Here is a 13,669-nt window from a genome sequence, read left to right as displayed (position 1 = left end):
GCCGGAGCGCCGCGCGAACCCCAGACTGTCGGGTTCGCGCGGCGCTGTTCGATATCGAAACCGGCGTTATCCGAGGTCGACGATCGCGGCGACGGGGCCGCCACCTTCGGGGCCCTGGTGCGCTGCCGAGACCGATACGAAGACCGCTGGGTCGCCGGTCACTGCTGCGGTGACGCCGCCGACGCACGCCTTGATCTGGCGGTGCCAATGGACGTCGGAATCGTCGAGCATGGCGTTGCGCCGTCCACGGACCGTACCGTCCTGGCTTGCTTCGCATTTGAGGAAGACGTTGACGAGCTTGCCGCCCAGATCCTTCGTGTGCGGCCGCTCGGGAAGTTCGAGACCGGCATCCTTGATCGCGTTCCAGATGCCGTCCTGATCGAGCGCGTCGTTCATCACGCTGTGTCCGATGCGGTACCGGCCGCCGATTCCGCGAGTGTTACCCACGACGACGATCTGTGCACGGTCCAACTCGACGCCCGAGGAGCACGACGCCACCGAGGAGTACAGCTCACGACTGTGCATGACGTCCTCGTCGGTCGGCATATCGATCTCACCGAGTGCGACAGCGATACCGAGAGCGGTGCCGCCGTTGGACAGATCCATCGACTCGTGGGTCTGCTCGGTCCAGACGGTCTTGCCGCGGCTCTTGGCGTCACGGATGGTGTGGATCGTCAGCAGCGGGGTCTTGGTCTGCACGTAGTGCACGTCTGCGGGATCGGTGATGCCTGCGTTGGCCATCGCATCCTTCACTGCCGCAGCCACTTTGGTGATCATCGCGGTGCGGCCGATATCCTCGGGCATCAACTGCTCGCTCATCGCGACGCCGACCGTCAGGCGCGGCTCCTCGGTCTGCACTGCCTTGTCCGACGGGACGGTGGCGAAAATGGTGGCGTGGGGGCTGATGACTCCGTCGGTGCCACCGGACCAGACGATCGGAACCTCGCCGACGTCGTGTGCGCTGCGAGTTCCTTTCGCAGACAACACTTCGCGGAAGGCTCGGTCGGCGATGATGCGGGTGTAGTCGTTGACTCCTCCGTTGCCTTCGGTCTTACCGATGACTGCAATGACCCGGTCGGCGTCGAGCACCCCGTCGTCGATGAGCTTCGCCAGCTCGCTGGCATCGGACACGTTGTGGAGCGGGACCTTGCGGACCTCGATTGCGTCGGGCACTGAAATCTCCTTCATCGGGATCTGTGAGTACTGCAGAGTCGGCCGGCGTTCGCGGCGGGGGCTCGCCCCACGAACGTTATCGACCGTTGGACCGGGGGTGCACTGGCAAGCTTTGCCCAATCAACGCACTTTTTTGGTTATCGGACATCCCCAGGTAGCGGTAGCGCTGCAGCCGGGAAGTCACCAGCACGGCCGGGTCGGCGGCAAGGAGTACGGCCAACTCGTGTTCGAGCACGGTACCGAGCCGAGACAGGAACGCCGCAGGTTCGTCGGAGGCATCCGGCCGTTCGGCCACGATCCGGTCGATGACGCCGTTACGGAGCAGGTCCAGGCTGCGCACGCCCTGCTCCTCTGCCATCTCGGCTGCGCGGTCGGTGGTGTGGAACTTGATCGCCGATGCGCCCTCCGGCGGCAGTGGCGACAGCCAACCGTGCTGAGCACACAGCACCCGATCGGCGGGGAGCAGTGCGAGCGCGCCACCGCCGGCACCCTGGCCCAGCAGCAGGCAGATCGTCGGTGCCTTCAGTGTCGTGAGTTCGACCAAGCAGCGGGCGATCTCGCCCGCGAGGCCACCCTCTTCGGCCTCCTTGCTCAAGGCGGCACCGGCAGTGTCGATCACTGTGACGAGGGGGAGTTGCAGCTCTTCCGCCAGCCGCATTCCGCGTCGTGCTTCCCGGAGGCCGGCGGGACCCAACGGTTGATCGGCGAAAGTGCGGTCCTGGCCGAGAAGTACACACGCCGATGCCCCGAACTTGGCAAGGGCCAGAAACAATCCGGGCTCGATCTCACCAGCTCCGGTGCCCTGCAACGTCGTCACCGTGTTCGCTGCCGATCGCACGAGGTGGCGTACTCCCGGCCGTTCCGGCCGTCGAGAACGACGGATGGATTCCCATGCAGGCACATCGTCGAGGTGTTCCAACGGGATGTTCGGAACCGGCGGAGGTGGCTCGTGTGGCGCACACAGGACGGCGAGCGCCGAAATCGCAACCTCACGGAGTTGCTCGGGAGGGACCACCGCGTCGACCAGGCCACGGGCGGCGAGGTTTTCGGCTGTCTGCACTCCCTCGGGAAACTTTTCGCCGTACAGCGCCTGGTACACGCGTGGACCGAGAAAGCCCAGCAGCGCACCAGGTTCGGCCGCAGTGACGTGGCCGAGAGAGCCCCACGAGGCAAGTGCTCCACCGGTCGTGGGATGGCGAAGGTAGACCGCGTAGGCGAGACCCGCCGACTTGTGCGCAGCGATAGCCGCCGAGATCTTGACCATCTGCAAGAAGGCGACCGTGCCCTCCTGCATCCGTGTTCCGCCGGAGGTCGGCGACGCCAGCAGCGGGAGCTGTTCTGCCGTGGCCTTTTCGACGGCCTGTACCAGTCGTTCGGCAGCCGCCGTTCCGATGGAGCCGGCGAGAAACCCGAACTCGCACAGGACGAGTGCCACTCGGCGCCCCGCGAGGGTGGCTTCGCCGGTCAACACCGACTCGTCGCAGCCGCTCGTTTCGCGGGCCGCGGCGAGCTCGTCGAGATAGCCCTGCTCCGCCGGTCCGTGCACTCCGATCGGGGGAAGGGGGTCGGTGTCCCACCGGACGAAACTGCCGGCGTCGAAGACCATCTCGACGAGTTCGAGCGCGCCGAGCCGGGCCGGCGCGCCGGTGCGGGTCATGGCGTCGTCTCGAGCCAGGCGCGGATCAAGTCGCCGTGCTGGTCGAGGGTCGGCGGGGCTGCGTGCGTCGTGCGCATCGCGGCACCCTCGCAATCCTCGTCCATGCGCAGCGGTGGGCCGGGCAACGTGATGGTGCCCAGGGCCGAATGGTCGACGTCGATCATCAGTCCCTGCGACCGGGTCTGTTCCCAGGTGTAGACCTCGGCCAGATCACGGACACGTCCGGCCGGTATGCCCAGCTCGCCGAGTAGTCCGAGAAGCTTGTCGGTCGGCCAGTCCGCGAAAACGGCATCGACAGCGGCGATGACGGCCTCTCTGTCGTCGACCCGTTGGGGGTTGGTGGCCCACTCCGGACGGTCCAATCCGAATGCGGGAGCAAAGCGTTGCCACAGTCCTTCACTGCCCACGGCAATCTGAACCAGCCCCTCGGACGAGTGGAACAGACCGTACGGGCAGATCGACGGGTGATGTCCGCCGGTGGGGCGGGGAACTTCGCCGGCCACGGTGTAGCGAGTGCCTTGAAATGCGTGCACCCCGACGATGGAGGCCAGCAGGCTGGTACGCACGACGCGGCCGCGGCCGGTGGTGTTGCGCTCGTGCAGTGCGGCCACGACGCCGTACGCGCCGTTCATTCCGGCGAGCAGATCACCGATGGGGACGCCGACCCGAGTGGGTTCGTCCTTCGACGGCCCGGTCAGGGACATCAATCCTGCTTCACCCTGGGCGATCTGGTCGTACCCGGGACGCGTGCCTTCCGGGCCGTCGTGGCCGAAACCGGTGATGGACAGGATCACCAGACGGGGATTCAGCTCGTGCAATGCCTCCATGCTGTAGCCGAGGCGAGCGAGAACGCCGGGGCGGAAGTTCTCGACGAGCACGTCGGCGCGGCGGATCAATGCGGTGAGCGTTTCTCGACCGTCGACAGCTTTGAGGTCGAGTGCGATGGATTCCTTGTTGCGATTGCACGAGAGGAAGTACGTCGAGTGCCGATCGCCCTCGTCGTCGGCAACGAAGGGTGGGCCCCAACTTCGGGTGTCGTCACCGCCGCTGGGCGATTCGACCTTGATCACTCGCGCGCCGAGGTCCCCGAGCATCATCGCGGCATGGGGTCCGGCGAGTGCCCGCGACAGGTCGACGACCAGGCAGTCGGAGAGCGGTCCGACCGTCATCGGATTGCGTTCCGAGACAGGGAAGCGATGTCGGTGTCGAACTCGAATCGATCGTTGCGAAGCGTCATGCGTCCGAGTCAACGTGCCGGTCGCGGCCCCGTCGTGGGCAAAAGTTGCCGACGCTGAGGGGTCGCTTTCGGACAGTTCGAGCGAGTGCGAGCCGTGTGGACGGATGGCTGACGAGGGGCCCATAATCTGCGACCATGGATACCCACGTAGTCGACCATCCCTTGACCGCAGCGCTTTTGACGACGATGCGCGACGTCCACAGTGACAACGCGACCTTCCGTTCGGCGCTGCGGCAGCTGACACACACGTTGGTGTACGAGGCTTTGCGTGATGCCCCGGTGGACACCTTCGAGGTCGACACCCCGGTTGCCCGCACCACGGGTGTTCGGTTGGCGAACCCACCTCTGCTCGTGCCGGTTCTGCGGGCAGGGCTGGGCATGGTGGAGCAGGCGAGTGCGCTCATTCCGCGATCCGGTGTGGGATTCATCGGGATGGCGCGAGACGAGGAGACACTGCAGCCGGTGCCGTACCTCGAGTCTCTCCCCGCAGATCTCGCCGGCACGCCGGTGTTCGTTCTCGACCCGATGTTGGCCACAGGCGGGTCCATGACCGCGACGATCGACTTGCTCGTCGCTCGCGGGGCAACCGACGTGGTCGTCGTGTGCGTCGTCGTGACACCTGAAGGCCTTGCTGCGCTGGAGAAGTCAGGACATCCCGTCCGCGTGGTCTGTGCCGCCGTCGACGATGAGCTCAACGATCAGGGCATCATCGTGCCCGGACTGGGGGATGCGGGAGACCGTCAATTCGGGCCTCGGTGACGATCCGACGCAGAGGAGTCGTCGAGGTAAGTGCTGTCGTATCGAAACACCATGTCGTTTCCCGAGCGGGTGAGTTGATCGCGAAGAAGGGGTCTTCCCTGGTAGGCATCGGCTGCATCGACCTCTCGTAGCTCGAATGCTTGAATCATGTCGGATCCAGCAGTGGCACAAACGATCCGGCGCGCGTGAGCAGTGCGATATCGCACCCCCGAGCATCCGCGACCGCGACCACGCTGTCGAGCTGCACAGATCGGCACGGAGAGCGTCTGTACTTCGGAGTGATCGCACCAATCCAGATCTTGGTCAAGTGAGTGTGCGGTAACGAGAGTGGATTCGTCAGCGACTAGATTTCAGGTGTCCGCACGCGGCGGACTGGGCGGAAGAGGCGTGAGCATATGGGCTTCATGGACGGTCTGATCGGCAACGCAGGAAAGGTCGATCCTGTCGCAGCGCATCAGGAGTACAGCCGGCTACTCGGCGGTGGCGAGCAAATCCACGCGGCGTATCAGTTGGTCCGAGACGCCTTCCTGTTCACCAACCGTCGTCTACTGATGATCGACAAACAAGGTCTGACCGGCAAGAAAGTCGAATACCACAGCGTGCCCTACCGCTCGATCACACACTTCGCTGTCGAAACTGCCGGTACTTTCGATCTGGACGCCGAATTGAAAATCTGGATTTCGGGCAACGCGGTTCCTATCCAGAAGCAGTTCACCAAGCAGGTCGACATCTACGAGGTTCAAGCGATCCTCTCGCACTTCGTAGTGTCCTGAGCTAGCTCGCTGTAAATCCGAGCAGGCACTCGCAGCCAGGATCTTTGGCGGTTGCATCCGGACTGCGCTCGGACAGCCGAGGTGCGGCACCGCATTCATCCCGTGTCGCCACCCCTGTGTCCGGGATCAAAGGCGTATCTCCAGATTTCGGGTGTCGAATCAAGCGCTTCAGCGTCCAGTCAATTGCCATACTGGATCGACATTGCCTGTGGTCGGGGACGGGCCCACGCTATCTGATTCGTTCGGAGTGGCTATGTCGAGAAGATTGTCCATTGCAGTCATCGCAATCGCTCTAGCATGCCTGAGCTGCTCGAACGACGGCGCAACCGAGCCTCCGAGCGACAATTCCCCCGTGTCGAGTGGGTCCAGTCCGGCATCCGCACCGCCAACCCTCACCGTCGAGCCGCCGCCACCACCCACGCAGGCACCCGTTCCTCAGCCCCAACCGGTCACCTTTCAATGTGGAGACTTGGGCCTGTACCAGTCCGGCACAGCCTTGTATTCAGACGGAACGACGGGGTACGAAGCCGAATGCGACACTTACGTCGCCCCTGCACCTCCCGAGTTCAGATACTGCGATTACGGCGGTACCGCGGTCTTTACCGATGGGTCCTATGCGGTGAACGATCCGAGGTGTTCAGCTACGGTGCCGTCACCGGAATCCGGCTATCCGTACAACGAATCCGAAGACCGCAACGGCGATGGTGTCGTCAACGGGTATGAGCGCTGCGGCGTCCTCTGCGGAGAAGAACCCACCAGCGGTGACATACAAACGCAGTATGGCTGCGAGCAGGGGTACATCACTGGCCCGCAATGTGAATAGCTGTGTGTGCCCAGGACGGTCCCGGTCGTCGACGACGCCGACAAGCCGTATACCGAGTTCGATAGGGCTGCGGGACCGTCGTTCTCTCGCGAGCGGTAACGCGACTCGGCCGTCGAGCGACGTCACCAATGAACGGATCGAGTCGGTGGCCGGACCACGGCCGGCGACGTTGTGCAGGACGTGCCGCCACGAAAGGCCCTCGAATGAACCGCATCAGCCGACGTATTGCCGTATTGACCGGACTTCTGGCGCTTCCGCTCGCCGCCGGAGCCACGATGGGAGTTGCAACCGCCAGTGCCGACGAATGGCACTACGGCCCCGTTTATCGCGCCGAGCAGTCCGGTGAGGGTGGACAGTACTTCTGCAATAAGGCGCAGTCACTCGAGAAGGCATCGCAGTCGTACATCGTGGTGCCGTGCACCAACGTCGAGAACACCGATACCTGGTACCGAATTGTGGTGAACCCCTACAACTGGGGTTGGAGCGGGTAGTTCGCACTGTCGAGCGTGTGACTTACATCCCCAACACGTCGCCTGCGTATCGAACCAGTTCGAGATCGTGGGCAGTAGAACGTCGAAGCTTCTGGTCTCCAGGGTCGGTGTCGAGAACGATTGTCTCGGTGCCTAGTTCGGCGAGGAACTGAACGTCGTCGAGAATTTGTTCGATGGACCCGTAGCCGAGCGGGCGGTTCGGCGATTGCACCGAAGCGTCAGAGGGTAGGAAGAAGATCCGCGGGACGAACTCCTTACCATCGTTCAGCGCGCGGGAGCCATCGATGCATCGTTGCCGGGTGGGGTGTAGGGGATGCCAGCCGGTGCCCAACGCATTCGTCCGGTCGAGTGCGGCTGCACCGTTGCCACCGATCCACAGTGGCGGATGCGGTGTCTGCAGCGGTAGCGGTCCAGTGTGAACTCGGCGGGGTGTGCCGCTTGCTCCCGTGGCCCCGTACGTTTCGGAAGACCATGCTGCACGCAGAGTTTCGAGCGTCGAATCGGTCATTCGACCTCGCCGGTCGAAGGGAACACCCAGCACATCGAATGCCTGGGTCGTCCAACCGACGCCCACTCCTACGATGAGTCGTCCACCGCTGAGCCGGTCGATTGCGGCGGTCGCGTGAGCCAGATGCGCCGGATGGCGATGGCTTCCGATCAGTACCCCGCTGCCGAGGCGAATGGACTCGGTCTGACCCGGCGAGCCACGACAGCGTCGCCAGGCATTCGTAGAAGGGTGACGGCGAGCGGCCGTGAGCGTCTTCGGTCAGTACGACGTGATCGGAAAGCAGCACGTTGTCGAAACCAGCGGATTCGGCAGTGCGCGCCCACGCGAGAATTCCGTCGGGGTCGATCTGCGGCCCGAAGTTGGGAAGATTGATTCCGTATTTCATAGCGCACCGGGGACGGGTCGAGCAACACCGATCATGGGATCAACAACACCTTTCCTCGTGTTCCACCGGCGGCCAGCAGCGAATGTGCCTGTGGGGCTTGGTCGAATTCCCATTGGCGAGCGACCGGAACAGTGATCGTCCCCGCGGAGACGAGCGAGACGAATTTCTCGAGCCCCAGCCCGTCCTCGTTCACGTAGCTCTTACTCGGCGTGATGTTGCGCTGTGGCTCGGGCTGATTTCCGTCCTCGATCGAGACGTACGCTCCGCCGTCGCGCACGCTGTCGATGGCGTCGACGATGCCGGCCGTATCGACCACGGCGTCGTAAGCGCCCGCAGGCAGGTCGACGGGACTCGTGAACACCCTGCGCATACCGTGTGCGAGGAGGTTTTCGGTATCGGACTTCCGCGCGACAGCGTCGACGGTGTGGCCGCGGATCGACAGAAGCGCCGACGCTATGCCGCCCACCGCACCGGCCGCACCCGTCACCAAGACCGTCGAATGCGCAGGGAGGGTGATCTTGTCGATGAGTTGCATGGCGGTGAGGGCGGCGAGTGGGATTGCTGCGGCGTGCTGGAGGCTGATGCCGATAGGTGCGTGCGCGAACAGTGATTCGTCGGCGACGACTCGCTCGGCATAGGTGCCGAAGCGGTGCGCTGGTTGCGCGATCATTCCGATCACGTTGTCGCCTGGTGCAAATCGGGTGACCGATGGTCCGACGGCGACGACGGTGCCGGACACATCCCAACCGAGGACCGCGGGGTACGTCAGTTCGATAGGCAGGAATCCCGAGCGGGTCTTGATGTCGACCGGATTGACGGCTGCCGCAGCCACCGACACGGTGACGTCGCCCGGGCCGGCGTCGGGCTCGTCGATCTCCGCGACTGTGAGTACCTCGGGTCCACCCTTGCCGTTGATGACAACAGCTTTCATTCGACTTCCTCTCGTTCAGGTAGCGCGACCTGTCCGAGGCTAGGCTATTCGTGTATCGATCGCTATACGAGTAAGCTCGGCCACACCGAGCAGTGCAATGCGCGAGAGGGAGGGGGAACAATGGCCGGGGTTCGCGGGCAGGGCCGGAAGTTCGATGTCGACGCCGCGCTCGACAAAGCGATGTTGGCCTTCTGGCGGCACGGGTACGAGGGCACTTCCGTCTCCGTGCTCACCAGTGCAATGGGCATCAACCCGCCAAGTCTCTACAGCGCGTTCGGTGGCAAGGAAGAGTTGTTCTTCGCTGCCATCGACCGTTACCTCGCGACCCGCGGTGACTTTATGGGCCGCGCGTTTGCCGAGGAGCCCAACGCTGCCGAACTCATTTCCAGACTGCTGTACGAGGCAGCATCGCACTACACCGACGAGTCCTGTCCGGGGGGCTGTCTGATCATCAGTTCGGCCATCGGGGTCACCGAGGCCAACCAGAGCATCGCAGATCGACTGTGCGACATACGCAATGCCAACGTCTCACTGTTGGCACAACGCATTTCGGAGAACGCCGCCGACGCAATCCTGCCGCAGTCGTCGGCACCTCTCGACACAGCGGAATTCATCGGCGTCGTCATCCAGGGCATGTCGCAACGTGCCCGAGACGGGTCGACTCGGGATCAACTCGAACGAGTTGCGGACATGACTCTCGCCTCGTTGGGAATGGGCCCGCGGACAACGCACTGACGGCACCAATCGTGAGAGGCGTATCGGCTGGAGTTAGACCAACTCGATGACCTCCAACGCCCCGTCGGCGTGGGAACTCCGCAGCCTTTTCTTGTCGTATTTGCCGACGCTCGTTTTCGGGACCTCGTCGATGAAGGTCCATCGTTCCGGCAACTGCCAATGCGCGACGCGGCTGTCGAGGAACTCTTTCAGTTCTTCGGCCGTCACCGACGCACCCTCGCGGACGACGACAGCGACCAGTGGACGCTCGTCCCACTTCGGGTCGGGCACACCGATGACCGCAGCCTCACGAACAGCCGGATGTCCCATCACCTGGTTCTCGAGTTCCACCGACGAGATCCATTCACCGCCGGACTTGATGATGTCCTTGGATCGATCGGTGAGCCGGAGGTAGCCGTTCTCGGAGATGGTGCCCACGTCACCGGTTCGCAGCCAGCCGTCGTCGAACTTGTCGTCCGCGTCGGCGCGGTAGTAGCTGCCGGTGATCCACGGGCCACGGACCTCGAGCTCGCCGACGGTCTTCCCGTCCCACGGCAACACCGTTCCGGCGTCGTCGACGAGTCGTGCCCGAACTCCGGCAACGAATCTGCCCTGTGTGCAACGCAAGTCGAACTCGTCCTCCGGCGACAGTCCCGCGTCGGGCCTACCGGACGTGCCGAGCGGTGACGTCTCGGTCATGCCCCACGCCTGGGAGATGTGGACGCCGTACTTCTCGTGGAATGCCTTCATCAGACTCGGCGGGCACGCGGCACCGCCGACCACCACATCACGCAGACTCGACAGATCCGCCGGATGCTCGTCCAGATGAGCGAGCAGGGCCTGCCAGATCGTCGGGACAGCAGCCGCCGCCGTCGGACGAAGCGTCGACATCATCTCTGCCAACGGAGCCGGCTGCAGAAACCTGTCGGGCATGATCAGTGACGCACCGACCATCAGCGCCGCATACGGGAGCCCCCACGACATCGCGTGGAACATCGGCACGATGGCCAACACCTTGTCGGACTGCGCAATTGCCATCGCGTCGGTCATGCACGCCTGCATCGAATGCAGGTAGATCGAGCGATGCGAGTACACGACCCCTTTGGGATCACCGGTGGTGCCCGATGTGTAACACATTGCGGCAGCTGATCGTTCGTCGAGTTCGGGCCAATCGAACTCCTCCGGGTTGCCCGCCAGCAGGTCCTCGTAGCCGAGCACCTCGATACCGTCGGGTGCAGTGACCTGCGCCGGATCGACCCCAACGACCACGAGGTGTCGCACGGTCTCGAACGTCGGCAGCAACGGCGTCAGCAGGGGGAGCAGACTCGCGTCGGCGATGATCACCTGATCCTCGGCATGATTGACGATATAAGTGAGCTGCTCGGGGAAAAGTCGGATGTTCAGGGTGTGCAGCACTGCGCCCATCGCCGGAATCGCCATGTAGGCCTCCATATGCGGGGCGTTGTTCCACATGAATGTCGCGACTCGCTGATCATCGTCGATCCCTATCGACCTCAGGCCGTGAGCCAATTGTGCTGCCCGCCTGCCCAACTCCCCGAATGTCACCGTGGTGGGGCCGGTGTCGGTCCACGTGGTGATCTCGGCCGAGGAGTGGATGGACGTCCCGAATCGAACCAGCTGGCCGATGGACAGTGGGGTGTCCTGCATGGTGCTCTTCACGACGATCTCGCTTTCGATGTCCCGGCGCGGCTGCACGTCGTTGTGCTCCGCGTCACAACATGCACACTACGGACTCGACGCGAGGAGGGTGCGTAACTTGGTACTCATGGCCACTACTTCGGATGACGCTCGTGCCCTCGGCGACGAGGCATTCGTTTCGCTCACCACCTTCCGTCGATCCGGTGCGCCGGTATCGACGCCGGTGTGGATCGCCCGAGACGGCGACAACCTGGTCGTCATCACTCCCGCGGAGAGCGGCAAGGTCAAGCGCATCAGGAACTCCGATCGCGTGGAGCTCCGCCCGTGCAGTCGGCGCGGAGCGGTGCCCGATGACGCCGTGGCGGTGACCGGCTCGGCAACCATCGTCACCGGAGACGCCGCCTCGAGACCGACATCGGTACTGAAGAAGAAGTACGGCTTCGAATACCGCATCGTCATGCTTGTCGAACTGATCATTGCTCGACGCCGCAAGCCGCGGGTGATTCTGTCGATCACCACTGACTGAGGTCGGTTCACATCAGGGCAGCATCCACCGCCGCAACGATATCGACCCAGATCTCCGACGTGGGGTCGACGACGGCGAAGTGCCCGCCCGGTCCTTCGACCGAAGCAACGGAATCGGAAGTCGCGGATGCGGCGGCGTAGTACGCGCGGCTGATCTCGAGAAGATTGGGATCGTCGGCCACTGCGGACACCACCAACTGTGGAACGTCGAGGGGCAGTCGAGACATCGGTGACGACTCCTCGTAGATGCGCTGGGCCTCGCCATAGCGGGCCCCGATTGCGTTCGATACCGCACCTTCCCCGAGCCACCGCTCGTCGCCGACTTTCAGGTCGAGCACCCCGGCCAGACTCACCGCCAGGGCAGGGGCCACCCGTTCGCCGACAGAATCGGCCGCAAGCCGCAGGGCCAGTTGGCCTCCCGCGGAATGGCCCACCAGGACGATTCGAGACAGATCCATGGAGGCGGGTGCCGTCTCCAGCGCGGCGAGAGCAGCCGCGACATCTTCGGTAGTCGCATCCCACCCGTGTTCGTCGGGTCGGCGGTATTCGACATTCCAGGTGGCGTAGCCGCGTGCGGTCAGATCGACCGCCATCGCATCCATCAGGTCGAATTCCCACCTCGAACGCCAGTATCCGCCGTGAATCAGTACGGCGACGGGGAACGGGCCATCGCCTTCGGGCACCCGCAGTTCGACGCGTTGCTCGGGGTGATCTCCGTACGTCACGATCGTGCCGGGGTGGAAGCGGTGAAAGTAGACACTGTCGATCGCGAACCTGAGGCCGTCGAGACCGCGGCCCCGGATGTTTGCACGAATCCCCTCGGAACGATCCGGCGCGCACTGACCGAAGTCGACGCGAACAACGCTGCTGTACAACGACGTATCGACCTGCGCTCCATCGCCGGGAACGACGACAACCTCATCGGAACCGGTTGCAGCGTCGACAATTCCGCCCGACAGACCGCGGGCGGACAGGGCCCGTGCGACCAGCTCCTGTGCGGTCTGCAGATCGGCGAACACTCCGGGCGCGGCAACGATATCGATGTGGTTCGAGTCTTCCGTCATGGGTTCACGCTACCCAGACGGCGTCGACCGAGCCCGTGTTCGCCCACGGGCTCGATCGAAGAACGCGGATCAGGCGTCGACGGCCGCGTTCAGCTCACGCAGCCGGGGGAGTGCGCGGTTGGTGAGCAGATCCTCGCGGGTGTCGGCAGAGACAGCCATGCTGTCCTTCCACAGTGACCGGCCTGCCATCGCTCCACGTGCACCGTTGGCGACGGCGATGCGGACCTGCTCGATGAACGTCTCGTGATCGACGCCCGCCGACAGCACGGCCCACGGAACACCCTGTGCCGCTTCGGTAACGGCAGCGCAGGCCTCGGCGGAACCGGGGTAGGGGAGCTTGAGTACCTTGGCGCCGCACTCGACCGAAATGCGCGTGGAATCAGCGATGATTTTGCCGAAGCCGGCCTTGTAGTCCTCGTCCGACTCGCCCTCGAGCTGGTACGTCAAGATCTCGACGATGAGCAGCAGACCCTCGGCCGAGCAAGCCTTGACGAGGTCGCGGATCTCCTCGGCAACACGGGAGTCGACGCCCTGCTGCTCGGGGCGCATGTAGAACAGCATCTTGGCGACGTCGCCGCCGAGATCACGCACGACGCGCGGGGTCACGCCGTCGACGAAACGGGTGTAGCGCAGACCGTCGGTCTCCTCGAAGCCCGACGCATCCATGCCGACCACCAACGCGGTGCCCCGCGAGAGCACACCGTCGTCGACGATCTTCGGCAGTGCCACCTCCGGGTCCAGCAGGATCGCCGGCGCGTGGTTGCCGAGGTAGCGAACAAGATCGGCCTTGGCCTCGGCGAGCTGCTCGACGGTGATCGAGCCCGGCCCGTCGACGGCGTCCTTCATGACGGCCTTCATGCCGTTGCGCTGATCGCCAGCGACGATGAGCATGTTGCCGCCTTCGGTGGAGATAGCAGCCATTCCGCGACGTTCGAGGGTGGTGAGTTCGTTCATCTTCTTCTCCTGGTGG

13 protein-coding genes are annotated in these 13,669 nt (G+C 64.0%); 5 read left to right on the top strand and 8 right to left on the bottom strand.

All coding sequences use genetic code 11. The features are described from left to right. Positions 1-66: 66 nt before the first annotated feature. From J1M81_RS16665 to J1M81_RS16655, 3 genes are all read right to left on the bottom strand, one after another. Positions 67-1,173, bottom strand: a complete 1,107-nt coding sequence (locus J1M81_RS16665) for a ring-opening amidohydrolase (protein WP_032375321.1) — start codon at positions 1,171-1,173, stop codon at positions 67-69. Positions 1,174-1,249: 76 nt separating this feature from the next. Continuing rightward, on the bottom strand, positions 1,250-2,830 hold the full coding sequence (locus J1M81_RS16660) for a carboxyl transferase domain-containing protein (protein WP_206498397.1): 1,581 nt from the start codon (positions 2,828-2,830) through the stop codon (positions 1,250-1,252). Further along, entirely contained in the window at positions 2,827-3,999 is a 1,173-nt protein-coding gene (locus tag J1M81_RS16655) for a CaiB/BaiF CoA-transferase family protein (protein ID WP_206498396.1), read from the bottom strand. Before J1M81_RS16655 ends, J1M81_RS16660 begins: the two co-directional genes overlap by 4 nt. 203 nt (positions 4,000-4,202) lie before the next feature. Between J1M81_RS16655 and upp the strand changes: the two genes are divergently transcribed. The 3 genes from upp (at position 4,203) to J1M81_RS16640 (ending at position 6,913) form a co-directional block, all read left to right on the top strand. Beyond that, positions 4,203-4,826 (top strand): uracil phosphoribosyltransferase, encoded by a 624-nt coding sequence (upp, locus tag J1M81_RS16650; protein ID WP_032393066.1) that lies wholly within the window; start codon positions 4,203-4,205, stop codon positions 4,824-4,826. A 395-nt stretch (positions 4,827-5,221) separates the two neighbouring features. Then, entirely contained in the window at positions 5,222-5,599 is a 378-nt protein-coding gene (locus J1M81_RS16645; RefSeq protein WP_206498395.1) for a PH domain-containing protein, read from the top strand. A gap of 1,026 nt (positions 5,600-6,625) precedes the next feature. Then, the gene (locus tag J1M81_RS16640) at positions 6,626-6,913 is read left to right on the top strand and encodes a hypothetical protein (protein ID WP_032375222.1); all 288 of its coding nucleotides are present in this window, start codon (positions 6,626-6,628) and stop codon (positions 6,911-6,913) included. Positions 6,914-6,935: 22 nt separating this feature from the next. Here the strand turns inward: J1M81_RS16640 and J1M81_RS16635 are convergent, their stop codons facing one another. Continuing rightward, complete coding sequence (locus J1M81_RS16635) at positions 6,936-7,571, bottom strand: LLM class flavin-dependent oxidoreductase (protein ID WP_308051288.1); 636 nt, start codon at positions 7,569-7,571, stop codon at positions 6,936-6,938. Between the two features lie 266 nt (positions 7,572-7,837). Then, a complete protein-coding gene (locus J1M81_RS16630; RefSeq protein WP_206498394.1) occupies positions 7,838-8,737 on the bottom strand; it encodes an NADP-dependent oxidoreductase in 900 nt (299 codons plus the stop codon). 120 nt (positions 8,738-8,857) lie between these two features. Between J1M81_RS16630 and J1M81_RS16625 the strand changes: the two genes are divergently transcribed. Then, the gene (locus J1M81_RS16625; RefSeq protein ID WP_206498393.1) at positions 8,858-9,472 is read left to right on the top strand and encodes a TetR/AcrR family transcriptional regulator; all 615 of its coding nucleotides are present in this window, start codon (positions 8,858-8,860) and stop codon (positions 9,470-9,472) included. 33 nt (positions 9,473-9,505) lie between these two features. Here J1M81_RS16625 and J1M81_RS16620 read toward each other — a convergent pair whose 3' ends face one another. Continuing rightward, entirely contained in the window at positions 9,506-11,131 is a 1,626-nt protein-coding gene (locus J1M81_RS16620) for a long-chain fatty acid--CoA ligase (protein WP_032364456.1), read from the bottom strand. Between the two features lie 106 nt (positions 11,132-11,237). Here J1M81_RS16620 and J1M81_RS16615 point away from each other — a divergent pair, with 106 nt between their 5' ends. After that, positions 11,238-11,636 (top strand): PPOX class F420-dependent oxidoreductase, encoded by a 399-nt coding sequence (locus tag J1M81_RS16615; protein ID WP_032406903.1) that lies wholly within the window; start codon positions 11,238-11,240, stop codon positions 11,634-11,636. 7 nt (positions 11,637-11,643) lie between these two features. On the opposite strand, the gene J1M81_RS16610 is transcribed toward J1M81_RS16615, so the two are convergent. Together J1M81_RS16610 and J1M81_RS16605 are read right to left on the bottom strand one after the other, a co-directional pair. Beyond that, entirely contained in the window at positions 11,644-12,699 is a 1,056-nt protein-coding gene (locus tag J1M81_RS16610; protein ID WP_206498392.1) for an alpha/beta hydrolase, read from the bottom strand. Positions 12,700-12,768: 69 nt separating this feature from the next. Continuing rightward, positions 12,769-13,653: a hypothetical protein gene (locus tag J1M81_RS16605; protein ID WP_206498391.1), complete on the bottom strand. Its 885-nt coding sequence runs from the start codon at positions 13,651-13,653 to the stop codon at positions 12,769-12,771. Positions 13,654-13,669 lie beyond the last annotated feature (16 nt).

Source organism: Rhodococcus sp. KRD175 (genome assembly GCF_017168275.1).
Classification (GTDB): domain Bacteria; phylum Actinomycetota; class Actinomycetes; order Mycobacteriales; family Mycobacteriaceae; genus Rhodococcoides; species Rhodococcoides fascians.
Note: the sequence above shows the minus strand (reverse complement) of the source record. Positions and strands in the feature narration are given on the sequence as shown.